Annotated in this window: 21 protein-coding genes, 1 tRNA gene and 1 pseudogene; 12 read left to right on the top strand and 11 right to left on the bottom strand. The window is 67.2% G+C overall.

Going from position 1 to position 24,412, the window contains the following annotated elements; all coding sequences use genetic code 11:
- Positions 1-66: 66 nt before the first annotated feature.
- The 6 genes from JOF55_RS04830 to JOF55_RS04805 are packed head-to-tail and all read right to left on the bottom strand — an operon-like array spanning position 67 to position 5,447.
- Positions 67-849: an anti-sigma factor gene (locus JOF55_RS04830; RefSeq protein ID WP_310270190.1), complete on the bottom strand. Its 783-nt coding sequence runs from the start codon at positions 847-849 to the stop codon at positions 67-69.
- A complete protein-coding gene (gene sigK, locus JOF55_RS04825; RefSeq protein WP_310270187.1) occupies positions 846-1,457 on the bottom strand; it encodes an ECF RNA polymerase sigma factor SigK in 612 nt (203 codons plus the stop codon). Before sigK ends, JOF55_RS04830 begins: the two co-directional genes overlap by 4 nt.
- A gap of 26 nt (positions 1,458-1,483) precedes the next feature.
- Complete coding sequence (locus JOF55_RS04820) at positions 1,484-2,770, bottom strand: class I SAM-dependent methyltransferase (RefSeq protein ID WP_310270184.1); 1,287 nt, start codon at positions 2,768-2,770, stop codon at positions 1,484-1,486.
- Complete coding sequence (locus JOF55_RS04815) at positions 2,767-3,507, bottom strand: DUF1365 domain-containing protein (RefSeq protein WP_310270181.1); 741 nt, start codon at positions 3,505-3,507, stop codon at positions 2,767-2,769. The genes JOF55_RS04820 and JOF55_RS04815 overlap by 4 nt, the downstream gene beginning before the upstream one ends.
- Before the next feature lie 6 nt (positions 3,508-3,513).
- Positions 3,514-4,791: an NAD(P)/FAD-dependent oxidoreductase gene (locus tag JOF55_RS04810; protein ID WP_310270178.1), complete on the bottom strand. Its 1,278-nt coding sequence runs from the start codon at positions 4,789-4,791 to the stop codon at positions 3,514-3,516.
- Positions 4,791-5,447 (bottom strand): alpha/beta hydrolase, encoded by a 657-nt coding sequence (locus tag JOF55_RS04805; protein WP_310270175.1) that lies wholly within the window; start codon positions 5,445-5,447, stop codon positions 4,791-4,793. The genes JOF55_RS04810 and JOF55_RS04805 overlap by 1 nt, the downstream gene beginning before the upstream one ends.
- 309 nt (positions 5,448-5,756) lie before the next feature.
- On the opposite strand from JOF55_RS04805, the gene JOF55_RS04800 reads away from it, so the two are divergent.
- Together JOF55_RS04800 and JOF55_RS04795 are read left to right on the top strand one after the other, a co-directional pair.
- A complete protein-coding gene (locus JOF55_RS04800; RefSeq protein ID WP_374727225.1) occupies positions 5,757-7,034 on the top strand; it encodes a class I SAM-dependent methyltransferase in 1,278 nt (425 codons plus the stop codon).
- An 11-nt stretch (positions 7,035-7,045) separates the two neighbouring features.
- A pseudogene (locus tag JOF55_RS04795) lies at positions 7,046-7,882 on the top strand (DUF1295 domain-containing protein).
- 28 nt (positions 7,883-7,910) lie between these two features.
- On the opposite strand, the gene JOF55_RS04790 reads toward JOF55_RS04795, so the two are convergent.
- Both JOF55_RS04790 and JOF55_RS04785 read right to left on the bottom strand, forming a co-directional pair.
- Positions 7,911-8,720, bottom strand: a complete 810-nt coding sequence (locus JOF55_RS04790) for a phosphatase PAP2 family protein (RefSeq protein WP_310278281.1) — start codon at positions 8,718-8,720, stop codon at positions 7,911-7,913.
- Between the two features lie 265 nt (positions 8,721-8,985).
- Positions 8,986-9,061: transfer RNA gene (locus JOF55_RS04785), tRNA-Lys, on the bottom strand.
- A 443-nt stretch (positions 9,062-9,504) separates the two neighbouring features.
- On the opposite strand from JOF55_RS04785, the gene JOF55_RS04780 reads away from it, so the two are divergent.
- The 3 genes from JOF55_RS04780 (at position 9,505) to ligA (ending at position 13,770) form a co-directional block, all read left to right on the top strand.
- Positions 9,505-10,635, top strand: a complete 1,131-nt coding sequence (locus tag JOF55_RS04780) for a L,D-transpeptidase (protein WP_310270168.1) — start codon at positions 9,505-9,507, stop codon at positions 10,633-10,635.
- 93 nt (positions 10,636-10,728) lie between these two features.
- A complete protein-coding gene (locus tag JOF55_RS04775; RefSeq protein ID WP_310270165.1) occupies positions 10,729-11,433 on the top strand; it encodes a hypothetical protein in 705 nt (234 codons plus the stop codon).
- 132 nt (positions 11,434-11,565) lie between these two features.
- Complete coding sequence (gene ligA / locus JOF55_RS04770) at positions 11,566-13,770, top strand: NAD-dependent DNA ligase LigA (protein ID WP_310270163.1); 2,205 nt, start codon at positions 11,566-11,568, stop codon at positions 13,768-13,770.
- A gap of 263 nt (positions 13,771-14,033) precedes the next feature.
- Here the strand turns inward: ligA and JOF55_RS04765 are convergent, their stop codons facing one another.
- Positions 14,034-14,687, bottom strand: coding sequence for an ACT domain-containing protein (locus tag JOF55_RS04765; protein WP_374727393.1), 654 nt, complete (start codon positions 14,685-14,687; stop codon positions 14,034-14,036).
- Positions 14,688-15,018: 331 nt separating this feature from the next.
- Between JOF55_RS04765 and gatC the strand changes: the two genes are divergently transcribed.
- From gatC to gatB, 4 genes are read left to right on the top strand one after another with little or no spacing between them, the layout of a single operon-like run.
- Positions 15,019-15,318 carry an Asp-tRNA(Asn)/Glu-tRNA(Gln) amidotransferase subunit GatC gene (gene gatC / locus JOF55_RS04760; protein WP_310270157.1) on the top strand — a complete coding sequence of 100 codons (300 nt, stop codon included), beginning with the start codon at positions 15,019-15,021 and terminating at the stop codon, positions 15,316-15,318.
- Complete coding sequence (gene gatA, locus JOF55_RS04755; protein ID WP_310270154.1) at positions 15,318-16,880, top strand: Asp-tRNA(Asn)/Glu-tRNA(Gln) amidotransferase subunit GatA; 1,563 nt, start codon at positions 15,318-15,320, stop codon at positions 16,878-16,880. Before gatC ends, gatA begins: the two co-directional genes overlap by 1 nt.
- The gene (locus tag JOF55_RS04750) at positions 16,880-17,077 is read left to right on the top strand and encodes a hypothetical protein (RefSeq protein ID WP_310270151.1); all 198 of its coding nucleotides are present in this window, start codon (positions 16,880-16,882) and stop codon (positions 17,075-17,077) included. The genes gatA and JOF55_RS04750 overlap by 1 nt, the downstream gene beginning before the upstream one ends.
- Complete coding sequence (gatB, locus tag JOF55_RS04745) at positions 17,074-18,579, top strand: Asp-tRNA(Asn)/Glu-tRNA(Gln) amidotransferase subunit GatB (protein ID WP_310270149.1); 1,506 nt, start codon at positions 17,074-17,076, stop codon at positions 18,577-18,579. Before JOF55_RS04750 ends, gatB begins: the two co-directional genes overlap by 4 nt.
- Before the next feature lie 69 nt (positions 18,580-18,648).
- On the opposite strand, the gene JOF55_RS04740 is transcribed toward gatB, so the two are convergent.
- Both JOF55_RS04740 and JOF55_RS04735 read right to left on the bottom strand, forming a co-directional pair.
- Positions 18,649-19,836 (bottom strand): PQQ-dependent sugar dehydrogenase, encoded by a 1,188-nt coding sequence (locus tag JOF55_RS04740; RefSeq protein ID WP_310270147.1) that lies wholly within the window; start codon positions 19,834-19,836, stop codon positions 18,649-18,651.
- A 188-nt stretch (positions 19,837-20,024) separates the two neighbouring features.
- Positions 20,025-20,522 (bottom strand): PH domain-containing protein, encoded by a 498-nt coding sequence (locus JOF55_RS04735; RefSeq protein WP_310270144.1) that lies wholly within the window; start codon positions 20,520-20,522, stop codon positions 20,025-20,027.
- A 301-nt stretch (positions 20,523-20,823) separates the two neighbouring features.
- Between JOF55_RS04735 and JOF55_RS04730 the strand changes: the two genes are divergently transcribed.
- The 3 genes from JOF55_RS04730 to ilvC all read left to right on the top strand — a co-directional run bounded on the left by JOF55_RS04730 (position 20,824) and on the right by ilvC (position 24,250).
- Positions 20,824-22,656: an acetolactate synthase large subunit gene (locus JOF55_RS04730; protein WP_310270141.1), complete on the top strand. Its 1,833-nt coding sequence runs from the start codon at positions 20,824-20,826 to the stop codon at positions 22,654-22,656.
- 8 nt (positions 22,657-22,664) lie between these two features.
- Complete coding sequence (gene ilvN, locus JOF55_RS04725) at positions 22,665-23,171, top strand: acetolactate synthase small subunit (RefSeq protein ID WP_310270138.1); 507 nt, start codon at positions 22,665-22,667, stop codon at positions 23,169-23,171.
- Positions 23,172-23,254: 83 nt separating this feature from the next.
- Positions 23,255-24,250: a ketol-acid reductoisomerase gene (gene ilvC / locus JOF55_RS04720; RefSeq protein WP_310270136.1), complete on the top strand. Its 996-nt coding sequence runs from the start codon at positions 23,255-23,257 to the stop codon at positions 24,248-24,250.
- Positions 24,251-24,412 lie beyond the last annotated feature (162 nt).

The following is a 24,412-nucleotide window of genomic DNA, read 5'->3' as shown; positions in this document are numbered from 1 at the left end:
GGACGAGTGCCGGTTTTCCGCGAGACCCGCCCCGCTTCTTCGGGCCGTCTCCTCGGAGTTGTCCCCTCAGAGGGGGACGTCCATTTTCAGTACGGGATCGGTCGTCGGCTGCTCGGATCCGCCTCCGGGTTCGAGTGTGACCCCCATCGCCGAGGTCCCGGCCGGGATCGGTGCCATGATCGGGGCCATGTGGCCCGCCCGGTCCTGCTTGAGCAGGCCTGCCGAACTGAATCCGTACTGCCCGATGAACCACAGTTGGTAGGTGTGGCCGGGTGGCGGCTGCTCGATCCCGGTACTCAGGAACATGGCCCTGTCGAGCTGATCGGATAGCACGGTGGTGGCTCGCAGGTCACCGTTGCCTGCCGTGACGATCCGTGCGTCCGAGGCGGCCATCAGCTCCGCCATGGCCATGTCGCGACCGCTGGTCTGCTCGGCTCGCTGCTGTGCCTGCTCGAGTTCTTGCTGGGTCTGCCAGGCGATCGCGCCGAAGGTTCCGGCGAGGGCGACACCGAGCACGGCGGCAGCAGCCGACAGCCGCATGCCCCAACGTGCGCGTGCCACGCGGTGCGCCGTCGACCCATTCGGCTTGCTTCCGGTGTTGTGCCGTCCGGGATCGTGGGGTGGTTCCTGCCGAGTGCGGGACACCTCGGCGAGTACTCGCTGTCTGAGTCCCTCGGGCGGCGCGGTTTCCGTGGACGTGCCGAGTCGGGCTGCGGTTTCCTGCAGCTCGCGCACCTCCTGGGCGCAGTCGGCACACTCGGCGAGATGCCGCTCGAATTCGGCCTGCTCGAACTCGGTGAGTGCGTTGACGGCGTAGGCACCGGTCAGGGTCGCCATGTCGGTACTCATCGGCCCACCCCCAAGCAATCACGGAGCCGGATGAGTCCGTCCCGCAGTCGTGTCTTCACGGTTGGTGCCGGTGAGCTCAACAGACCGGCGGCTTCGCGGTAGGTGTAACCGCGGTAGTAGGTCAGCATCACGGACTCCCGCTGCAGCTCGGTCAGAGTGGACAGGCACTTGCGCACCTGCTGCTGTTCCCATCGGGATGCCACCGCTTCGGCGACCTCGTCGAAGGGCCTTCCCTGGTCCTGGGATCCCGCCCGCGTCTCGCGTTCGGTGGCGGCTTGTGCCGAACGCACCCGATCGACGGCGCGTCGATGCGCCAGAGTCAGCACCCAGGTCAGGACGCTCCCGCGTTCCGGCCGGTACTGGGTGGCTGTGCGCCAGACCTCGATCAGTACTTCCTGGGCGACCTCTTCGGACTGCGCGGCATCGCGGAGAATGCGCTGAATCAGGCCGAACAGGGAACCCGCGACAAGATCGTAGAGCTGCTCGAAAGCGCGTTCGTCGCCCTTGGCGACATCGGCGAGTAACTCCTGGGCGTTGGAGCCCTCCTCGGACTCGTGGCCGGCGAACCACTGCGCAGGCCGTCTACCGGAACTTACCGGTTGTTCCATACCCATCTCCTTCCTGCGCTTCGCTCTCATCGCTCGCCCGAGGTGGGCTTGTGGAAACCGAACTGCCACACGTCCAGATATCCCGCTTCGCTGTAGGCGAGGTAGAACTCCCACATACGTCGGAACGTGTCGCCGAAGCCGAGGTGGGCGACCTCGTCCCACCGGTCGAGGAAGCGTGCGCGCCACTGCCGCAGAGTCTCGGCATAGCCTGCGCCGAACGAGCGCCGTTCGACCGTGGACAGCCCGGTGTGTGTGCCGATTCCCTGTTCGATCGCGGAGACGGAAGGCAGTTGGCCACCGGGGAAAATGTACTTGTGGATCCAGGTGTAGGAGTTGCGGGTGGCGAGCATGCGATCGTGCGGCATGGTGATCGCCTGCACGGCGGCGCGGCCACCGGGGGTGAGTAGCCGATCCAGGGCCCGAAGGTACGTCGGCCAGTACTCGTGGCCGACCGCCTCGATCATCTCGATGCTGACCACCGCCTCGTAACGGCCCGTGGCGTGGCGGTAATCGCACAGTTGCACGTCGACCCGGTCGGAGAGTCCTGCCGCCTCGGTGCGTTCGCGGGCCAGCCTGCGTTGTTCCTCGGACAACGTGAGGGTGGTGACCCGGGCTCCGCGCCGGGCTGCCTGCAGTGCCAACGCCCCCCAGCCGGTACCGATCTCCAGTAGCCGGGTGCCGTTCCGGACCCCTGCGACGTCCAGTGCGCGGTCGACCTTGTCGCGCTGGGCCCGGGTCAGGTCGTGCACGCCCGGCCGGAACAGCCCGGCCGAGTAGGTCATGGTTTCGTCGAGGAACGTGGCGAAGAGATCATTGGACAGGTCGTAGTGCCGCTGGATGTTGTGGCGGGCGCCGCCTGCGGTGTTGCGTTCGGTGCCGGGTTTGGGGGCGTCCACCCACCGACGCAACGTCTGCAGGGGGCGCGGCACGAGCCGGGTGAGTCGTTCGGCGAACGGAGTGAGTACGTCGGCCGGCTCCGGGCTGGTCCAGTCGCCGACCATGTAGGACTCGCCGAATCCGATCTTGGCGTCCACACCGAGCCGGTGGAAGAAGGCTTGCGGGTACGGAATCCGCATCAGTGGTGAGCCGGGGCCGCCCGCGCCGAGACGCTCGCCCCCGGCCAGTGCGACGCGCACGGGGAGAGTGCGCACGGCGTGCCGGAACAGTTTCTCGGCCAGTCGTGCACGCAGCGGTGAGTGGGGAACCGCACCGACCGAGTCCCAGGGTGGAACGGGATGTGCCGGCTCCGCGGACGGTGTCCCCGCCGAGGGAGCGACGGCGAGATGTGGCGACGGGGACGGAGTGGTGGTCATCGGGCACCTTTCCGGTGGGGGCGGGTTTTGCGGGGCACGATCGGGATCCTGCGCAACCACAGGGCGAGACCGTGGCGGCGGATGAGTGCTGCCACCCGGTGTGGCACCAAGGGCCGGTTCAGCAGTAGCCGCACCAGTTGCCACCGCGTCGCTCGGCGGCGACGCCCGGCCAGTACCGCCGTGAGCAGTGGTCGGTCTTCTTGTCGGAGTTGAATCCGTACGTGCAGCCGCTCATCGGGCGGGTCGAACCGCATCACGTAGTGCCCGCTGTCCGGGAGGAACGGTGAGACGTAGAACTGCTTGTCGGCGTGTGCGTGACCCGTCGAGTCCGGGGACAGCAGATAGCAGTGCCGCTCGCCGTAGGTGTTGTGCACTTCGGCGATGATGCAGGCCGGGGTGCCGCAGGGGTGGTGGCACCAGTAGACGGTGATCGGATTGAACACGTAACCCAGCACGCGGGCGTGCGCGAGCATCAGGATTCGGCCGCCCTGCAGATCCACACCCCGGGCGGCCAGCCACGCATCGATGTTCTCCCGGATCGATCGCTGCGGTGAGCCCACGTGGTCACTGGCGTCGAACCGGGCGAACGGCCGGAGCCAGCGGGGCAGCACCGGCAGCTCGTCCAGATCGACCAGCCAGGTGTAGATCCGATGCCGGAATGTTCTGTGCACGTCGGTGTGGCGGGTGTGGCCGACGACCGCGTCGTACAAAGCCGGTGTGACGGTGCCCGTACTCATCGCGGCTCACCAGCCCGCCCCGAATGCCGTGGAAGCACGGACTCCGGATGCACAGCCGTCCTCGTGGAACCCCCAGCCGTGGTAGGCGCCTGCGAACTGCACCAGTCCGTCGCCCAGTTCGTCCAGATGCCGCTGTGCGGCCACCGAATCGGGTGTGTAGATCGGATGCCGGTAGGTCATCCGGGACAGGACCCGCTCGGAACGGACACGGTCGGTCGCGTTGAGCGTGACGACGTAGTCCTCCGGTTCGGCCAGCCGCATCAGACGGTTCATGTCGTAGCTGACCAGCACTTGCCCGGGATCGGCGTTGCAGTCCTGTTTCAGGTAGTTCCAGGACGCACGTGCCCCGGGGGTGGCCGGAAGTGGTGCCGGGTCCGTGTGCAGCCAGGTTTCATTGCGGGAGTACCGGAATGCCCCCAGGACCTTCTGCTCGGCGGGGCTGGGCTCGGCGAGCACGTCGAGCGCCTGGTCGGCGTGGCACGCGAGAACGACACGGTCCGCGGTGTGGGTCGTATCGGAATCGTCGCGGATCTCGACGGCGTCCGTGTGCCGGTGCACCGATCGTACGGGGGTGGACAGGTACACGGCGGAGATCCGCTGTGCGACGCGACGGACGTACTCGCGGGCACCGCCCACCACCGAGCGCCACACCGGCGATCCGGTGACCGACAGCATGCCGTGGTGGCGAAGGAATTCGAACAGGTAGCGCGTCGGATACCGTCTGCTGGCCTCGCGGTCGGACGACCACACCGCCGACACGAGAGGCAGGGCGAAGTGGTGCACGAAGTAGTCCGAGTATCGGCCCCGTGCCAGGAACTCGCCGAGGGTTTCGTCGGAGTCGGCTTGTGCCGTGTCCAGCAGCCGGTTGGCCTGCCGGTGGAAACGCGCCACCTGCGCCAGCATCGACAGGTAGGCGGGCCGAGCGAGATTGGCTCGCTGGGCGAACAGTCCGCCGAGCCGTTTGGCACCTGCGTATTCCAGTCCGCATCCCTCGCAGCGCACACTCATCGACATCTCGGTTGCCCGGGTGGGGACGTCGAGTTCGGCGAACAGGCGCAGCAGATTCGGGTAGGTGCGGTCGTTGTGCACGATGAACCCGCTGTCGACGGGCAGGCAGCGGCCGTCGGCGGTGCGCACGTCGTGGGTGTGGGCGTGACCGCCGAGCCGGTCGTCGGCTTCGAACAGGACGACGTCGTAGCGCTGCTGCAGCAGGTAAGCGGCGGTGAGGCCGGAAATCCCGCCGCCGACCACGGCGACTCGCTGCCGGGGAGCTTCGTGGCTCATCACTCGCCCTGCCCGCACGGATGCTGCCTGTGCTGCGATGGGCCGATCGTCGTCACCGCGTCGCGCGTGAATCCGCGGACCAGGGACGTCCACAGCCCGCTGTGTCGGAGCATGGCGTGTCCACTGCCTGCGACGGGCACGAACCGGACGTCGGGATGGGAACGACTCGCCCGCCGTACGTAGTCGGCGGAGGCGTGTTGCGATGTCATCCGGTCACGATCTCCGTGGATGATCAGCACCGACTTCCCGGACAACTGCCGGATGGGTTCGTCCCGTTCGATCCACGGAGCGAGTGCGCACACGGCGGTGACGCCGTCATCTCCGGCAAGCCGGAGCGCGGCGCGGCCGCCCATGGAATGCCCCACCAGCACGATGTTCGCCGCCGGATGTATCCGGCGGAGTTCGCTCAGGGCCCATCGAGCGTCGCGGATCGGATTCCGCTGCGGCTCGTTCCAACCGCGGAGGTGGTTGCGCAGCAAGCACACTGCCGTCCCGGCATGTGCGGGAGCCTCGTTCGCTGCACGGTGCGCAGCATGTGCGAACGGGAGCATGCGCAGATAAGCCAGCCGCCACGGTTGCATCGGCAGGTTGCTGCGTGCCCTGCCGCCGTGGAGTACGAGCACGACCGTTCCGACGATGCCGTCGGCGGGCAGCATCAGCAGAGAAGGACCTTTCGCGGACGTGCTTCCCGCATCGGGAGTGTCCGCGCCGGATATATCCGAGCCTCGCCCGGTGAGGCGGCGAACTGTGCGCATATCCGGTATTCGAAGCCGTCCCGCCGCCGGCTTGGTCGCTGTGAGCGTGGTTACACCAAGACGTGCCGGAGCAATCCGGCCGGAGTCTTGGGACGAATACGGCGATGACAGGGCTCGCAGCGACCGGCTGTTCGGGTTCCGGAAGGCGAGCCGAGAGACGAGTGATCGTAGTGCGGTGGACGGGAGGCCCGGGTGTTCGACGGTCGGACGGTGGCCGCGGTGAGAAGTCGGCGAGCCGGTGTGGCCTGCCGTATCGAGCGCGTGACCACCGAGTTGCTCGGTGTCGCGCTGCCGGTCGGCCTGACCGCGTGGGACGGCAGCACGGCAGGCCCTCCGGGAACGCCGCGTGTCGTGCTGCGGCGACGCAGGGCGCTGCGGCACATCCTGTGGAGTCCCGGCGTACTCGGCATGGCGCGCGCGTTCGTCTCCGGGGATCTCGAGGTGCAGGGCGATCTCACCGAGGGGCTGCGTCGCTGCTGGGCCTTGGCCCGGCAGCAGCGTCTCCGGGGGTTGCGATTCGGGCCCCGGCAGTGGCGGCGCCTTGCCGGGGTGGCCGCGAGTCTCGGCGTGCTCGGGCCTCGTCCCGAGCCCCCGAAGAGCGAGGCACGGCTGTCCGGCGCGTTGCACAGCAGAAGCCGGGACCGCTCGGCCATCGCGCACCACTACGACGCGGGCAATCGGTTCTACGAACTGTTGCTGGATCCGCGCATGGCCTACTCGTGTGGGTACTGGACCTCCGAGGCCGCCGGTTACACGCTGGCGGATGCGCAGGAGGACAAACTCGAGCTGATCTGCCGCAAGCTGAATCTGGCCGAGGGCGATCGACTACTCGACGTCGGCTGTGGATGGGGCTCGCTGATCCTGTACGCGGCGCAGCGCTACGACGTGCACGCTACCGGGGTCACGCTGTCGCAGCAGCAGGCCGACCACGTGCGCAGGCGTATCGAGCAGCTCGGGTTGCGTGCCAGGGTCGAGGTCCGCCTGCAGGACTACCGGGAGCTCGATGATCGGCCCTACGATGCGATCGCTTCGATCGAGATGGGCGAGCACGTCGGGAAACGCAACTATCCGACTTATGTCGCGAGCCTGCATCGCGTGCTGCGGCCGCACGGCAGGCTGCTGCTGCAGCAGATGTCGCGGGGTGCTACGGCACCGGGTGGAGGTGCGTTCATCGAGTCCTACATCGCGCCGGACATGAATATGGTTCCGGTCGGGCGCACGCTGGATCATCTGGAATACGCCGGTTTCGAGACCCGCGAGGTCCGGGCGATGCGCGAGCACTACGTGCCCACGGTTCGCTCGTGGGCACAGACGCTGGAAAAAAGCTGGGACGAGGTGGTCGGTCTCGTCGGAGCCGAGCAGGCACGGGTGTGGCGGCTGTACCTGGCCGGAGGCGCCCTCGCGTTCGAGGAGAACCGGATGGGCGTGAATCAGATTCTGTCGGTGCGCCCCGGCGACGACGTCGGCTGCGTACGGGGATTCGAGTGAGTGTCGCTTCCGTGCTGGGGCTCAGCGCGGTCGCGCTGGCGACGGCGCTGGCGACGGTGCTGTCCACCTTCCGGATCGCGCGCCGCCGGGGGCGCTACGACACCATCGACACCGCGTGGGGAACCGGTTTCGCGGTGATCGCCCTGGTGTCGTTCGCGCTGACGGCATCGGGGGCGTGGGAGCTGCGCAGTGCGGGTGCGGTGGCGCCGGTGGCCACGGCACTGACCGTGCTCTGGGGGATCCGGTTGTCGGTGCATCTGCACCTGCGGAGCAGGGACAAGCCGGAAGATCCGCGCTATCGGGAGATTCTCGACCGTGCCGGGAGACGTCCGGCGCTGACGATGTTCGCCCGGGTGTATCTCACGCAGGCGGTGGCGATGTGGCTCGTGTCGCTGCCGGTGCAGATGGTCCAGTTCGGCCCCTCGTCGGCCTGGCAGTCCTGGCTGTCGTGGCCGTGGATACCGGGCGGGCTCGATGTACCGGGTTGGCCGGGCATCGTCGTGTGGCTGCTCGGGTTCTCCTTCGAGGTTGTCGGGGACGAGCAGTTACGGCGTTTCAAAGCCGATCCGGCCAATGCGGGCAAGGTGCTGGACCGGGGGCTGTGGCGCTACACCCGGCATCCCAACTACTTCGGTGACGCCTGTGTGTGGTGAGGGCTGTACCTGCTGTCCTGCCACCATCTGCCGGGCGTGTTGACGGCCCTGTCGCCGGTGCTGATGACCTGGCTGTTGGCCAAGGGCACGGGAAAACCACTCCTGGAACGAGGATTGCGCGAGCGGCGCCCGGCCTATGCCGACTACATCCGTCGCACCAGCGGTTTCCTCCCCCTGCCGCCGAAGCGGGTATGACGGCGTACGAGGGCGAGTCCGGTGTGCATCAGCCGCCCGCACGCCGGTGGGCGCGCGTGACGAGGTAATCGATCAGGCGCTGCAGGTACCCCTTCAGCTGCCACAGACTGACCAGCAGAATCGTGCAGCTCGCACCGAGGACCCAGCCGGCCAGGACGTCCGAGGGGGAGTGCACGCCGAGCACCAGCCGCGACAGTCCTGTGATACCCACCACCAGAAATGCCGTGACGATCACACCGAACCGGGCCCAGCGCGATCGCAGCACGTGCAGCAGCAGAATGGCGAGCATCAGGTAGACGGCCGCGGAGTGCGCCGAGTGTCCGGAGGGGAAGGCGAAGCTGTCCTCGGTTGCGGCGTTGGGAGCGGGGATGGGCCGAGGTCGTGCGATGGTCAGTTTGATGAGGAAGACCGTGAGATAGGCACCCACGGAGGTCAGCGCGAGCAGGAGCAACGGTGCCCAGCTGCGCATCGGCCGTACGAGCAGTATCCCTGCGATGGCGGCAACGGGCAGGACGACGAGGGAGTCACCGGCGTAGGTCAGCACTCCGAACACCCCGACCAGGGTGGGTGTGCGCCAGGACGCGATCCGTTCCAGCAAACGCTCGTCCAGTCCCAGCAACGGCCCACGCTGGTATACCTGCTCGGTGATCTCGCCGAACGCCCAGACACCCAGTACCACCAGCACCAACCCGAGGGCCGGGGGCAGCCAAGGGTAGGCCGCGGCCAGATCCCGCACCGTCGCGTGTTTCCCCTGCTCTTCCGGGTGTCCGAGGTCTCCACCGCGTTCGGCACGGTTCCGTGGGGTGTCCTCGCGGTCGCTGTCATCGGCCGAGGCCATCGTCAAGGTCACACTCCGGGGCTTTGCGAGAATGCTGGACGTACGTCGGTCGCCCTCCCGTCGCCTGCGAGTCTACCGAGCAGGAGTCGTGGCACTGGTCACGAAACCAGGAGGCGGCGCGATACTGTCCACCTTGGAGTCAAGGTGCCGATGAGCCGAATCGAACCGGAGATTCATTCGGATATGTGGTCAACGGCGTTTCGGTGGGGCCTCGGTTGACCGTGATCGTGGCAAGAAAAAACCCAGGCCATGTGACCTGGGTTGATGGTGCGCCAACAGGGACTCGAACCCCGAACCCACTGATTAAGAGTCAGTTGCTCTGCCACTTGAGCTATTGGCGCTCGGTGTGTCAGCCAGATCTTCTCCTGCGGAAATCCGATTTTGTTCCGGTGTTTCCCGCCGGTGCCTCGTGCTGGCGACATGAAGAACATTAGCACAGCATTCCGGGGGTCGAATCGAGGGGGTGTCGAACAGCTGTTGTGCCGGTGTTGTTCCCCGACACGCGTGTCGGGGAACGCGTGTCGGGAACCGTGGCCGGGTGGAGGCAACCCGGTGGCGCCCGTGTGCGTCTCCTGGATGGCAGTCTCTGCTGTGCACGTAGTGTGCTCACCTGTGTGCACAGTGGGGATGGGGATCTCGGACGGAGTGTTCTGCACGCCGTTTCGAGCTGAAATGGTGGGTCGAACCGAACGGACTGTCGCGCATGGTGGTCTTGCGTCACTCGAACGAGCGCAAAAGCTTCTTTCGTCGTATACTTCCGCTCACAGCTGCCGGCCTGATCGCGTTGACGATCGCGGGGTGTGGCAGCACGTCGGGTTCCCGCACCGGTTCCCCCACTACGGCGCCCCCCGAACCGCCGAAGCCGCCATCGGTTCGGCTCGCACCCGCCGACGGTGCCCAGGACGTCTCGCCGGTAGGCACCATCGAGGCGACCGCGAGCAACGCCACGATCACCGAGGTCGCCATGACGAACTCCTCGGGGGAGAAGGTCGACGGGTCCGTCGCACCCGACGGCACGAGTTGGGCAGTCGGTGAGCCGCTCGGTTACGGCAAGACCTATACGCTCGAGGTCTCCGCTCGTGGGCCGAATGATCGGCTCATCACCGAACGTTCGAAGTTCACCACCCTCACGCCCGAGCACACGACCTATGTGTCCATGAATCCGCTTGACGGACAGACCGTCGGTGTGGGGCAGCCGCTGGCGTTCTACTTCAGCGACGATGCGCCGCCGCCGGACAGGAAACGGGCGGAAAAGGCGATCAACATCAGTACCGATCCGCACGTCGAAGGTGCGTTCCACTGGTTCGATGATCGCGAGGTGCATTGGCGTCCCAAGGAGTACTGGGAGCCCGGTACGAAGGTGACGATCAACGTCGATGTCTACGGTAAGAAACTCGGCGATGGCCTCTACGGTGAGAGCGATCGTACGGCGACGGTCACGATCGGCGACTCGGTCGTTCTCCGGGCCGATGGCGCATCCCACCAGATGTCGGTCGAGGTCAACGGGGAGGTTGTGCGTACGATTCCGATTTCGATGGGGCGGTCGTCGTTTCCGTCCCACCGCGGGGTTCACGTCGTCATGCGCAAGTCGCCGACCTACCTGATGGATTCCACGACGTACGGCCTGTCGTTGGACGAGGGAGGTTACAAGACCGAGGTTCAGTGGGCCGTGCGTATCTCCAACGGAGGGGAGTTCCTGCACGCGGCGCCCTGGTCGGTGGCGGACCAGGGAGAGCGCAACGTCAGCCACGGCTGCATCAACATGAGCACCTCGGATGCCAAGTGGGTCTACGACCTGGTCAAAAAGGGTGACATCGTGAAGATCACGAATTCCGGTGGACCGCCTCTGCAGTCCTGGGACGGCTTCGGGGACTGGCAGATCCCGTGGAGCGAGTGGGTCCAGGGCAATGACTGATCGAGTGGGTCCGAAAACCGGATGCGTCACGGTTGTCGGGCGAATCGGATCACTCGGCCACCAGAACCATGGTGTGGCTTGCACAATGGGATCATGCTGAGGTTCCTGCGCCGCCGTCGTGGCGGGGATGACACGTCTGCGCCTTCGGGTGAGTCCGGCGACGCGGAGCGGATACGGGTACGTGCGGAGGCGTTCTGGCAACGCTGGCAGGAGCTGCTTCCCGAGGTCAGCGCTGCGCTCGGTGACGGTGAGCCGCATCGCGCCGATCATCGGCTCGCCGAGGCCGTCGCGCTCGTACACCCGGACCTGACCTTCTCCATCGAGCGTGGCGAGCAGGCGATCTATGCGTTGGTGGTCAGCAGCCGGGCCGATCCGACTCTGCGGGGCCACACCGACGCGTGGAAGGCCGCCGCGCCGAGCCCCGACTCGCTGTGGGAGTACCACGATGCGGTCCCGCCGGTACCGGACCCGACGCAGGTCACCGTCAACCTGCATGGTGCGGCGTACCCGCTGGCGGAGGTGCGGGTGACACCGCAGGTGGACACGGGCGCGGGGCTGGTCGATGTGGCCGTGTATCACCCGGGCTTCCCGGAGCTTCCGGAGGCCGAACGTCAAGCCCTGACCTTTCTGCCGCTGGACGCGACGTTGGGCGAGCGGTTGGCGGCCGACCGCATCGGGCGTGTCGAGACGGCCGAACGGGAACCGCAGGGAGCCATCGGCCTGCTGGAGTTTCGTGGCCTGGTGCGCGCATTCGACGTCGGCGGCGACACTGCCGAGTACCCTGAATCGGGTGGATGAAGCCACCCGAGCGTGTGAGATTTTTGCAGTTTCGCGCGAAACTGCAATTTTGGTTCGGGGAGGTCCGACACGGGAAGGCACCGGGTGACAGTGCTGTGCGCCGGTGTCGGCGTGGCTCGTTAGGCTCGTGATGTGACCAGCAGCGACCCAGCTCACTCCGGCAGCACTCAGGACGGCGCCGTGCCGGGTGCCCATGCGGACGACGGTGCTTCGGCGGAGTTGCCGACCGATCCCGCCGCAGGTCGGCGCGCCGAAGGCGTGGAGGATGTGGCGCCCGAGGTGCGACAACGCTATACGGGCCTTGTCGAGGAGGTCCGGGCGCATCAGTTCCGCTACTACGTGTTGGACTCGCCCACCATCACCGATGGTGAGTTCGACGAGTTGTTCGTCGAGTTACAGCGCATGGAATCCGAGCATCCCGCGCTGCGGCACGCGGACTCGCCGACCCAGCAGGTCGGCGGCACCTTCTCCACCGAGTTCACCGCCGTGGATCACCTGGAGCGGATGCTGAGCCTGGACAACGCGTTCACCATCGAGGAACTGCGCGCCTGGGTGGAGCGAGTCACCCGGGAATCCGGTACCGCTCCCCACTATCTGTGCGAGCTCAAGATCGATGGCCTGGCGATCAACCTGCTCTACCGGGATGGCCATCTGGAACGAGCCCTGACCAGAGGGGACGGGCGCACCGGTGAGGATGTCACGCTCAATGTCCGCACGATGGGCGAAGTCCCGGAAACGCTGTCCGCAGGCGCGGAGTATCCGGTCCCCGCGCTGGTGGAGATCCGCGGTGAGGTGTTCTTCCGGCTCGACGAGTTCGCCGAACTCAACGCCTCGCTCGTCGACGCGGACAAGACTCCCTTCGCCAACCCCCGCAATGCCGCGGCCGGATCACTGCGACAGAAGGACCCGCGGGTGAGCCGGAGCCGTCCGCTGCGCCTGATCTGCCACGGGCTGGGTCGGCGCGACGGGTTCGAACCGGGCAGGCAGTCCGAGTCCTACGCCGCACTGCGGGCATGGGGGCTTCCGGTGTCCGAGCACACGGTGGTGCTGTCCTCCGCCGAGGAACTCGTCGACCATGTGCACTATTGGGAAGAGCATCGCCACGATGCCGAGCACGAGATCGACGGCATCGTGGTCAAGCTCGACGAGGTGTCCCTGCAACGCAGGCTGGGCACCACCTCGCGCGCCCCGCGCTGGTCCATCGCCTACAAGTACCCACCGGAACAGGCGACCACCGAATTGCGCGATATTCAGGTCAACGTCGGTCGTACCGGCCGTGTCACGCCGTTCGCGGTGATGGCACCGGTCAAAGTGGCCGGTTCCACGGTGTCGATGGCGACCCTGCACAATTCCGACGAAGTGCGCCGCAAGGGTGTCCTGATCGGTGATCGCGTGGTGATCCGCAAGGCGGGCGACGTGATTCCGGAAGTGCTCGGTCCGGTGGTCGACGCGCGTACGGGGGGTGAGCGCGAGTTCGCCATGCCGACCGAATGCCCGGAGTGCGGTTCGACGCTGTACCGGCAGAAGGAGAGCGATGTCGACATCCGCTGTCCGAACACGCGATCGTGCCCAGCCCAGCTGCGCGAGCGACTGTTCCATCTGGCCGGGCGGGGAGCCTTCGACATCGAGATGCTCGGCTACGAGGCTGCGTCGGCGCTGCTGGCCTCCGGGGTACTCACCGATGAGGGCGACGTGTTCCGGCTCGACGAGACCAAGCTCCTGCGGACACAGCTGTTCCGGACGAAGGAGGGCACCCTCTCGGCCAACGGAACCAAGCTGCTCAACAACCTCGAATCAGCCAAGCAACAGCCACTGTGGAGGGTGCTGGTCGCGCTGTCGATCCGGCATGTCGGTCCGACGGCGGCGCAGGCACTGGCCAGGGAGTTCGGTTCGCTGGAGCGGATCGAGGCCGCCGCGGAGGAGGAACTGGCCGCGGTGGACGGTGTCGGCCCCACGATTGCGACGGCCGTACGCGAGTGGTTTTCCGTGGACTGGCACCGTGATGTGGTCGCCAAGTGGCGTGCGGCGGGGGTGCGCATGGCCGACGAGCGGGACGAGTCGGTGCCACGAACGCTCGAAGGTTTGTCCATTGTGGTAACAGGGTCGCTGAATACCTATTCGCGGGACGAGGCGAAGGAATACATCATGAACAGGGGTGGCCGTGCTGCGGGCTCGGTGTCGAAGAAGACGGCTTTCGTGGTCGTCGGTGACTCACCCGGTTCGAAGTACGACAAGGCGATGCAGCTGGGCGTTCCCGTTCTGAACGAGGACGGATTCCGCGTCCTTCTCGAGCAGGGGCCGGATGCGGCGGCCGAGGTGGCCCTGCCCGCGGAGTGAGCTCACCGTGCCGGGGTGGGCGACACCGTCATGAACCGCTTCGCCGTTATGGGAGTTCAGCCTTCCACGGACTTTCATGCCGCAGCCGATCTCCATCGGGAAGCCAGGCGACGAGGCCACACGATCCGCTCGAGAGTGGATTGCTTGATCGCCGCGGTGGCGATCCGTACCGTGACAGTGGTGCTGCACCGCGATCGTGATTTTCACGTACTCGACGACATCGCTCCCGACCTGCGGTGCCAGTCCCTGCTGGAGTGATCCCTTCAGCTGTCGAGGACGACGGAGACGATGCCCGCCAGGTGAGCCAGGCGCGCGACCTCGGCGGCTCGGAACATCGGCCCGCCCGGTCGACCTGCCAACAGCACCCGATCGGGTTTGCCGATCGGTGTGGCGGCCAGTTCGGTGCCCAACTCCCGCCAGGTCTCGGGAACCCAGGAATCATCCCCATCGAGAATGGTCGCTCTGGGGAGTGGAAGCCAGGGCAGCTCCAAATACACGTCGTTGGGTGCCGACGTGCTCGCAGCGAGGTGTTCGACTCCGCCCGCACGGTGCCCGAACACGATCGCCCAACCCGAACGGATGATTTTCGGTACGCCTTCGGCGAACAGGTGCAGCCCGCGCCCGGGTTCGGCGGCGATCTCCTCCACAAGTTCCAGCTCACGGTGAGTGTCCAGCACACCGGCATACGGGCGTACCGCGTCGACCTCGACACCATCGATGGATTCGGCGGCTGTGATCAGTACATCCGGAAGCCGCCCCGACGGCAGCTCCACCACCATGTCGTCGACGGCCCCGTCGCTGCCGCGCTCGACGACATCGACGCTGAGGATGTCGGCTCCGATCTCGCCCAGTGCGCTGGCCACCGCCCCGAGCGTCCCCGGGCGGTCCGGGATCTGCACCCGGATCAGAAAGGACACCGGATTCCACGCCTCCAGCTTCGTGCGCGGCACCTTGCCGTCCGCGCTCATCGGGGCGCACGGGCAGGCACTGCCGGCCGCCGTGCGAGGAGCAGGCCAGCCAAATTGTGGCAGACACGGCACCGGATCGGTGATACCGCCATCTGCGCAGCGGACTTCGCGTGCACGTGCACCGCCCATTCGGCCGGGCCGAGGCGCAAGACCACCCGTCGGAGTCGATGAGCAGTCCCCATAGACTCGGTGGTACCCATGCTGGGCAGTGCCCACGTCGGCGAGCGCCCACGCTGGGTCGTGACCATGGCATCGAAAAAACGAGCAGGGAGCCCGCGCAGTGCCCACGATCTCCCGTGACGAGGTGTCCCACCTCGCCGGCCTGGCCAGGTTGGCCGTTACCGAATCGGAACTCGACACCTTCGCAGGTCAGCTGGATGTGATCCTGGATTCGGTGGCCCGCGTGGGGGAGGTTGCCGCCGAGGACATCCCGCCCACATCGCACGCCGTTCCGGTGACCAATGTCTTCCGCGAGGACGTGGTCCGGCCCGGGCTCTCGCGTGAGCAGGCGCTGAGCAGCGCACCGGCGACCGAGCAGAACCGGTTCCGGGTGCCCAGGATTCTCAACGAGGAGGCGTGATGACTTCGACCGCATCCGGATCCGGCGGGCACCCGTCCGGGCACACCGACACTGCCGCGCTCACCGGTCTCACCGCCGCCGAAATCGCCGCGAAGCTCGCCTCCGGTGAGGTCTCCTCGGTCGAGGTGACCCGGGCACATCTGGACCGCATCGCCGCTGTCGACCCGGCCGTGCACGCGTTTTTGCACGTCGACGATGACGGTGCACTGGCCGCTGCTCGCCGGGCCGACGAGGATCGTGCGGCAGGTCGTGCCGCTTCGGAGCTGGCCGGGGTGCCACTGGCGCTCAAGGACGTGCTGGTCACCAGCGACATGCCGACCACGTGCGGCTCGAAAATGCTGGAGGACTGGACGCCGCCCTATGACGCCACCGTCACGCAGCGGTTGCGCGAGGCGGGTGTCGTCGTCCTCGGTAAGACGAACATGGACGAGTTCGCGATGGGTTCCTCCACCGAGAACTCCGCTTACGGGACGACCCGCAACCCGTGGGACCTCGACCGTGTTCCGGGTGGTTCCGGTGGTGGCTCCGCTGCCGCGCTGGCGGCATTCGAGGCGCCGTTGGCCATCGGCACCGACACGGGCGGATCGATTCGTCAGCCGGGTGCGGTGACCGGCACGGTCGGTGTGAAACCCACCTACGGAGGCGTGTCGCGCTACGGGCTGGTCGCCTTTTCCTCTTCGCTGGACCAGGCGGGCCCGTGTGGCCGGACGGTGCTGGACGCGGCACTGCTGCACGAGGTCATCGCCGGGCACGATCCGATGGATTCGACCTCCGTCAACGCGCCGGTTCCGCAGGTGGTCGCCGCCGCGCGTGCGGGTGCGGCAGGTGACCTGCGGGGCATGCGCGTCGGTGTGGTGCGCGAGCTCGGCGGTGAGGGCTACCAGGACGGTGTGCAGCGTTCGTTCCAGGCGGCCGTGGACCAGCTCACCGCGCTGGGCGCCGAGGTCGTGGAGGTCTCCTGCCCGCACTTCGACTACGGACTCGGTGCCTATTACCTGATCGCGCCGAGCGAGTGCTCCTCGAACCTCGCCCGGTTCGACGCGATGCGCTACGGCTTGCGCGTGGGCGACGACGGTGTCCACAGCGCCGAGGAGGTGATGTCGCTGACTCGCGAGGCCGGGTTCGGTCCCGAGGTCAAGCGCCGCATCATGCTCGGCACCTACGCGCTGTCGTCGGGGTACTACGACGCCTACTACGGCCAGGCGCAGAAGGTTCGTACACTGATCACACGGGATTTCACCGCGGCGTTCGAGAAGGTGGACGTCCTGGTCTCGCCGACGACGCCGACGACGGCGTTCCGGATCGGTGAGCGGGTCGACGATCCGATGGCGATGTATCTCGCCGACCTGTGCACCATCCCGTCGAATCTGGCCGGTAACGCCTCCATGAGCGTGCCGAGCGGGTTGTCGGACGAGGACGGATTGCCGGTGGGCCTGCAGATCATGGCCCCGGCATTGGCGGACGACCGGCTCTATCGTGTCGGTGCGGCCTACGAGGCCGCCCGCGACGCCGCCCAGGGCGGCGCGCTGATCGACCGTGTCCCGCAGCTGGAGGTGGCGTGATGAATTCGAAGATCAAGGGAGCCATGCTGGTGGCTTCCCAGGTGACCTCGGCGGTTGGTTTGCGCAGCAGGATTCGAGAGGCGCGGCAGAACAGCGACCGGCTGGCCATGGCCGATGCGGTGATCACCGCGCTCGGCATCATCACCGGCACCGCACTGGCCGTGCGGGCCCTGCGCACGGGGGAGGACGAGCAGTGACGGCTGTCGCCGAGATCATGGACTACGACGAGGTCCTCGAGCGTTTCGATCCGGTGCTCGGGCTCGAGGTGCACGTCGAGCTGTCCACCGCCACGAAGATGTTCTGCGGTTGCGCCACCGACTTCGGTGCCGACCCCAACACTCAGGTGTGCCCGGTGTGTCTCGGCATGCCCGGCGCGCTCCCGGTGGTCAACGGCACGGCGGTGGAGTCGGCGATCCGGATCGGACTCGCCCTGAACTGCCGGGTCGCCGAGTGGTGCCGGTTCGCTCGGAAGAACTACTTCTATCCGGACATGCCGAAGAACTTCCAGACCTCGCAGTACGACGAGCCGATCGTCTTCGACGGCTACCTCGACGTCGTGCTCGATGACGGTGAGACCTTCCGGGTGGAGATCGAGCGCGCCCACATGGAGGAGGACACCGGCAAGTCACTGCACGTCGGTGGTTCCGCAGGCCGCATCCACGGTGCCGAGCACACCCTGATGGACTACAACCGGGCCGGCGTGCCACTGATCGAAATCGTCACCAAGCCGATCGTCGGCGCCGGATCCCGTGCACCGGAAGTGGCGCGCGCCTATGTCACCGCGCTCCGCGATCTGCTGCGCTCCATGCAGGTCTCCGACGTGCGCATGGACCAGGGGTCGCTGCGGTGTGACGCCAACGTCTCGTTGACGCCGAAGGGATCGGCGGAGTTCGGCACGCGGACCGAGACCAAGAACGTCAACTCGTTGCGCAGCGTCGAGCGGGCGGTGCGCTACGAGATGCGGCGGCACGGCGGAGTGCTTGCCTCCGGCGGTGCCATCGTGCAGGAGACCCGGCACTTCGACGAGTCCACGGCATCGACCTCGGCGGGCCGCCCCAAGGAGACCGCGGAGGACTACCGCTACTTCCCGGAACCCGACCTGGTGCCGATCGCTCCGTCCCGTGCGTGGGTCGAGCAACTGCGCGAGACACTGCCCGAACTGCCGTGGGAGCGCCGCGGGCGTGTGCAGCAGGAATGGCAGCTCTCCGATGAGGAGTTGCGTGACCTGGTCAACGCGGGGGCGCTGGACCTGGTCGCGGCGACCGTGGACGCCGGGGCATCGCCTGCCGAGGCGCGGTCGTGGTGGGTGGCCTATCTGAGTCAGCAGGCCAATGAGCGCGGCGTCGAACTCGGTGCGCTGTCGATCACTCCGCAGCAGGTGGCGCGGGTGATCGAGCTGGTCTCCGAGGGCAAGCTGACCCACAAGCTGGCGCGTCAGGTCGTCGACGGCGTGCTCGCAGGCCGCGGCGACCCGGACGAGGTCGTGGCGGCCGAGGGGATCGAGGTCGTCTCCGACGACTCCTCGCTGCAGGCCGCCGTGGACGAGGCGCTGGCGGCGCAGCCGGACGTTGCCGAGAAGATCCGCGGTGGCAAGGTGCAGGCCGCCGGGGCGGTCGTCGGAGCGGTCATGAAGGCCACACAGGGCCAGGCCGACGCCAAACGCGTCCGGGAACTCGTCCTCGCCGCCTGCGGCCAGTGACCGGGGCGTGCGGAGACTCCGAAGTTTTCGGCGGAACTTCCGAGGCCACCGAGATCAACCGGAGGTACCTCAGTCCTTGCCTGCGGTGCTCCCCGCCGGGGGTTTGACGCGGATGACCCGGTCGTCGCTGGAGACCGGGTTTCCGCCGTCCCGGTTCACCGTGCCCAGCCAGAGCAGGCCCTTCGGACCGAGCGCAGCTGCGGAGAACCGGCCGTAGGTGTCGACCATCGCCTTCTGCGGCTGTCCGCTGAATCCTCCCTGCGGGGTGGGACGCATGGTGTACACCGCCGGGACGTCGGACAGCGCGACCACGACCATCCCCGGGGCTGTCGCGCAGCCGGATACGCCGGGACGGTCCTGCCAGGTCCAGTCGGGGGTTCCGAGGGGTTGGCCCGGCTGGACCCGATACAGGGCTTCCGGATCGCTGCCGTGATCGGTCACCCAGTAGGCCGCTCCCCGGGGGGCGGCACACAAGCCGCCGGGTGCGGTCAGACCGGAGGAGACGATCGGTGATCCGGGAGTGGGATTGCCCGCGGCGGGTTGCCCGAACGCATTGATACGCAGCACCTTGCCTGCCAGGGAGGTGGCGTCGGCTGCCTTGTCCGGTGAGCCGGCGTCACCTGTGGCGACGAGGAGTGCTCCCTTGCCGTCGGTGGTGATCGCTCCCGAGTTGCCGGTCGGCCCCCGGGGAATACCGGCCAGGATCGGCTCAGGAGGGTCTCCGGCCGCGATCCGCACGACCCGGTTGTCGGTCGGGGTCGTGACATAGGCATAGACCAGTTGGTCCTCGGCATAACTCGGGGACAGCGCGAGACCTGTCAGTCCCCCGCCACCTACGGGCTCCACGGGGATGTGTGCGATCTCCACCGGTTCCCGGTCTTCCCGTACATGCAGGACCCTGCCGGTCTCGCGCTCGCCGACCAGCACACCCTGCCCCCGGGGCAGCACCACGAGTGCCCCCACCGGTTCCAGGCAGGTGGCCACGACGGCGGGGTCGGGGTCCTCGCAGCCCTGGGGAGGTGGTGGCGGTTTTCCGGGGCTGCTCGAGCGTGGGGGTGGGGGAGTTCGGCCCTCGATGTGGGGCTGCGGCCCGGCCTGCGGTTTGAGGGAAGGCTGCTCGTGCCATGTGCCCGAGTGATCGTCGGGAAACTGTGCGCAGCCCGCCACGAGGGTGCCCGCGATCAATGCAGCACCCAGCAGCCTTCCGCGACGGACGGCACCGTGCGAAGGCCGGGGCGAGGGCGACGAGGCTGCCACAGGATCGACTCTATCGGTGCGCTCGTGAACGCGGAGTGAGCCCACGGTGCCCGGCTGCCGCTGGCAGCACCACGGCCGTGGTGGTACGGCCGTGGTGGTACGGCCGTGCCGGGAGGGACGTGGCGACAGGAGGCGGCAAGGCGGCGCGGTTCGGCGGAGATATCCGTCACGAGGATGGCCGCCGCTGCTCATTCGGACTCGGTTTCGGCTGCGGGATCGGAGAGGCGACCACCGCTCATCGCGGCAAGGCGGGACAGGTCGCGGACACGTACGGCCGGGAGCCGTACCTCCCGGTGGGAATGCAGTACTGCGCGCACCCACCGCCGCTCGTTGACCCGAAGCGATTGCAGGTCGCCCCAACCGATCCGGGACTTTCGCACCACGTTGCGTGCCGTGAGCCCGGTGGAGTCGACGGTGGTCCGCATACGCAGTATCCAGACGAGTAGGCCCACCGGCAGGAGGTAGAGCCACAGCAGCCAAGGAGCGGCGGCTGCGGCGGGGGAGATACACACCGCCACGGTGAGTACGCCGACGATGGCCAGTGGCGTGATCCGAAACGTCAACCGATCCGGCAGCGTGGGCGTCCTCCCCCGGACCCCACCGGAATCCTCGTGGTCCACCGTGCTGCCGGTGGGGTCTGCTGCCTCCGTGCCGGACCGGCCGGTTTCTGCTGAAGACTCGCTCACTCCTCGATGCTCTCACCTGCGCGAGCGGTGGGCACATGCGCGGCCCGCGCTCGCCGTTCCCTCTCGCGGTTCGCCCGAACGTGTCCATGATGCGAGAAGATCGTCTCGTGGGTTTGACGTCGCGATGCTTCTGCGGCTAGCATCCATGCCATGCTGCGAATCAACGACATTCTCGTACTTCCCCGGCGCGTCGACGCCTAGGAAGTTCGCAGCGTCGACGCGCCAACCCTCGTGCGGCCTTGTGTGGCCGGCGGGGGTTTTTTCGTGCCCGGCCCACATCATCGACCACGAGGCAGACCCGATGACCAGTGCCCACACCAGGCAGAATCCGGTTCCGGCCGCATCGCCGGGACACAGTCCCAAGCCCGCTCCGCCCAGCGGCGCATCGGTGAAGATGACCGGCGCGCAGTCGCTGGTGCGCTCACTGGAGTCCGTGGGCTGTGAGGTCGTGTTCGGTATTCCCGGTGGCACGATCCTTCCCTCCTACGATCCCCTGCTGGACTCGGCGCAGGTGCGCCATGTCCTGGTTCGCCACGAACAGGGCGCCGGTCATGCCGCCACCGGTTACGCACAGGCCACCGGAAGGACAGGTGTGTGCATGGCCACATCGGGACCCGGTGCGACGAATCTGGTCACCGCGCTGGCCGATGCTCAGATGGATTCGGTTCCGGTGGTGGCGATCACCGGCCAGACCGCACGCGGCATGATCGGTACGGACGCCTTCCAGGAAGCCGACATCTGCGGCATCACTCTGCCGGTGACCAAGCACAACTTCCTGGTGACCGATCCCGCGGAGATTCCCCGCATCATCGCCGAGGCCTTTCACATCGCCTCCAGTGGCCGCCCGGGACCCGTGCTGGTGGACATCCCGAAGGATGTGCAGCAGACGACGACCTCCTTCGCCTGGCCACCGGAGACGCGGTTGCCCGGCTACCGGCCCACCAGCAAGCCGCACGGTAAGCAGGTGCGGGAGGCCGCCAAGCTCATCACCTCCGCACAGCGCCCGGTGCTCTACACCGGTGGCGGCGTGCTCAAGGCGGAGGCCTCCGAGGAACTGAAGCGGTTGGCCGAAAGCACCGGCATCCCGGTGGTGACGACGCTGATGGCGCGGGGCGCGTTCCCGGACTCGCATCCGCTGCAGCTCGGGATGCCGGGGATGCACGGAACGGTCGCCGCGGTCGCCGCGATGCAGCGCTCCGATCTGCTGATCGCGCTGGGAACGCGTTTCGACGACCGCGTCACCGGCCAGCTGTCGACTTTTGCCCCGGACGCCAAGATCGTGCACGCCGATATCGACCCGGCGGAGATCTCCAAGAACCGCACTGCCGACGTGCCGATCGTCGGCGACTGCAAGGACGTGATCGCCGACCTGGTCGAGGCTGTCGCCACGGCCTCCGGCGAGCACGGCACGGCCGATCTCGCGCCGTGGTGGAACCAGCTCAACGGTTGGCGCGAGACCTTTCCGCTGGGCTACGACTGGCCTGCCGACGGCAGCCTCTCGCCGGAGTACGTCATCGAGCGTCTCGGTAAACTGGCCGGGCCGGAGGCGCTCTACACCGCAGGCGTCGGCCAGCACCAGATGTGGGCGGCGCAATTCATCGGCTACGAGCGCCCACGTAGCTGGCTCAACTCCGGCGGACTGGGCACGATGGGCTACGCGGTGCCCGCCGCGATGGGGGCCAAGGCCGGTGCACAGGATCGGCAGGTCTGGGCCATCGACGGTGACGGGTGCTTCCAGATGACCAACCAGGAACTGGCCACCTGTGCCATCGAGGGCATCCCCATCAAGGTCGCGGTCATCAACAACGGCAACCTGGGTATGGTCCGTCAGTGGCAGAACCTGTTTTATGCCGAGCGTTATTCACACAGTGACCTCGGTACCCACAAACACCGCATCCCGGATTTCACGATGCTCGCCGAGGCGCTCGGCTGTGCGGGTCTGCGGTGCGAGTCCGGTGAGGACGTCGACAGCGTCATCCGGCAGGCAATGGAGATCAACGACCGACCGGTCGTGATCGACTTCGTGGTGGGCAAGGACGCCCAGGTGTGGCCGATGGTGGCCGCGGGCACCGGTAACGACGAGATCATGGCGGCGCGCGGTATCCGCCCGCTGTTCGACGACGACGAGGAGTGAGCGCGCCGATGAGCCGACACACGCTGAGTGTGCTGGTGGAAAACGTGCCGGGGGTTCTCGCACGGGTTTCCGGCCTGTTCTCCCGCCGCAGCTTCAACATCGAATCCCTGGCGGTGGGGCCGACCGAGCATCCGGAGATCTCCAGGATGACGATCGTCGTCTCGGTCGAGGATCAGCCGCTGGAGCAGGTCACCAAGCAGCTCAACAAGCTGATCAACGTCATCAAGATCGTCGAGCTGGAGTCCGAGGCCTCGGTGCAGCGAGAGATTCTCCTGGTCAAGGTGCGCGCCGACTCCTCGGTGCGCAGTCAGGTGCTGGAGACCGTGCAACTGTTCCGCGCCAAGGTCGTCGACGTCTCGCCGGAGGCGCTGACCATCGAGGCCACCGGCGATGTCGACAAGCTCGATGCGCTGCTGCGGATGCTGGAGCCCTACGGCGTCCGCGAGATGGTGCAGTCCGGGATGGTCGCGATCGGCCGCGGGCCGCGGTCCATCACCGCCACCGCGGTGCGGTAGACCCCACGACTGCGCCCATGCACAGGGATCACTCACAGGGATCACTCACAGGGATCATTCACAGGGAAAGGAACGAAACAGCGATGAGCTCCGAGATCTTCTACGAGGCCGATGCGGACCTGGGGCTGGTACAGGGCCGCAAGGTCGCGATCATCGGCTACGGCAGCCAGGGCCACGCGCATGCACTGAGCCTGCGCGATTCCGGTGTGGATGTCCGCATTGGACTCCGCGAGGACTCGAAGTCCCGTGCCAAGGCCGCCGACGAGGGTCTGCGCGTGGTCACTCCGAGCGAGGCGGCCGCCGAGGCCGATCTCATCATGGTCCTGGCTCCGGACACCAAGCAGCGCCAGATCTATGCCGACGACATCGCTCCGAATCTGAGCAGCGGTGATGCACTGTTCTTCGGGCACGGCTTCAACATCCGCTACGGGTTGATCCAGCCGCCGTCCGACGTGGATGTGGCGATGGTCGCCCCCAAGGGACCGGGCCACCTCGTGCGCAGGCAGTTCGTCGACGGTAAGGGTGTGCCGTGCCTGATCGCCGTCGAGCAGGACCCGTCCGGAAACGGGCAGGCGCTGGCGCTGTCCTACGCGGCCGGGATCGGCGGCGCCCGGGCGGGAGTCATCAAGACCACCTTCACCGAAGAGACCGAGACCGATCTCTTCGGTGAGCAGTCCGTGCTGTGTGGTGGCACCTCCGCCCTGGTCCAGACCGGGTTCGAGGTGCTGGTCGAAGCCGGGTACCAGCCGGAGATCGCCTACTTCGAGGTGCTGCACGAGCTCAAGCTGATCGTGGACCTGATGTGGGAGGGCGGCATCGCCGGCCAGCGTTACTCCTGCAGTGACACCGCCACCTACGGCGACCTCACCCGTGGTCCGCGCGTCATCAACTCCTCGGTCAAGGACGAGATGCGCAAGGTTCTGGGCGAGATTCAGGACGGCAGCTTCGCCAAGGAGTGGGTGGCCGAGGACGAGGCCGGTCGCCCGAACTTCACCAAGCTGCAGGACGAGGGCAATGCCCACCAGATCGAAGAGGTCGGTCAGAAGCTGCGGGCACTGATGTCCTGGACTCAGAAGTGACGCACGTCCGTGCATGACTGCCGGAGGTGCCGCCGCACCTCCGGCAGGAACGGCCCGGTGCCTCCCGTGGGGAGCGCCGGGCCGTTCCTGCTCGGACGCGAGATTTCTCGCTGGGGTTTCCCGCCACCTCGGGGAGCATCGGTTGCTCGCGATGGATGCGTC

It is taken from the genome of Haloactinomyces albus, from assembly GCF_031458135.1.
In the GTDB taxonomy this organism is placed as follows: Bacteria; Actinomycetota; Actinomycetes; order Mycobacteriales; family Pseudonocardiaceae; genus Haloactinomyces; species Haloactinomyces albus.
The sequence above is the reverse complement of the archived record's forward strand: the minus strand, read 5'-3'. Positions and strand labels throughout refer to the sequence as shown.

Excerpts from the sequence above, each read along its gene's own strand:
- JOF55_RS04830 (WP_310270190.1), bottom strand. The coding sequence starts at position 849 with ATGAGTACCGACATGGCGACCCTGACCGGTGCCTACGCCGTCAACGCA.
- sigK (WP_310270187.1), bottom strand. The coding sequence starts at position 1,457 with ATGGAACAACCGGTAAGTTCCGGTAGACGGCCTGCGCAGTGGTTCGCC.
- JOF55_RS04820 (WP_310270184.1), bottom strand. The coding sequence starts at position 2,770 with ATGACCACCACTCCGTCCCCGTCGCCACATCTCGCCGTCGCTCCCTCG.
- JOF55_RS04815 (WP_310270181.1), bottom strand. The coding sequence starts at position 3,507 with ATGAGTACGGGCACCGTCACACCGGCTTTGTACGACGCGGTCGTCGGC.
- JOF55_RS04810 (WP_310270178.1), bottom strand. The coding sequence starts at position 4,791 with ATGAGCCACGAAGCTCCCCGGCAGCGAGTCGCCGTGGTCGGCGGCGGG.
- JOF55_RS04805 (WP_310270175.1), bottom strand. The coding sequence starts at position 5,447 with ATGCTGCCCGCCGACGGCATCGTCGGAACGGTCGTGCTCGTACTCCAC.
- JOF55_RS04790 (WP_310278281.1), bottom strand. The coding sequence starts at position 8,720 with ATGGCCTCGGCCGATGACAGCGACCGCGAGGACACCCCACGGAACCGT.
- JOF55_RS04775 (WP_310270165.1), top strand. The coding sequence starts at position 10,729 with ATGCTGAGGTTCCTGCGCCGCCGTCGTGGCGGGGATGACACGTCTGCG.
- gatA (WP_310270154.1), top strand. The coding sequence starts at position 15,318 with ATGACTTCGACCGCATCCGGATCCGGCGGGCACCCGTCCGGGCACACC.
- JOF55_RS04750 (WP_310270151.1), top strand. The coding sequence starts at position 16,880 with ATGAATTCGAAGATCAAGGGAGCCATGCTGGTGGCTTCCCAGGTGACC.
- JOF55_RS04730 (WP_310270141.1), top strand. The coding sequence starts at position 20,824 with ATGACCAGTGCCCACACCAGGCAGAATCCGGTTCCGGCCGCATCGCCG.
- ilvN (WP_310270138.1), top strand. The coding sequence starts at position 22,665 with ATGAGCCGACACACGCTGAGTGTGCTGGTGGAAAACGTGCCGGGGGTT.
- ilvC (WP_310270136.1), top strand. The coding sequence starts at position 23,255 with ATGAGCTCCGAGATCTTCTACGAGGCCGATGCGGACCTGGGGCTGGTA.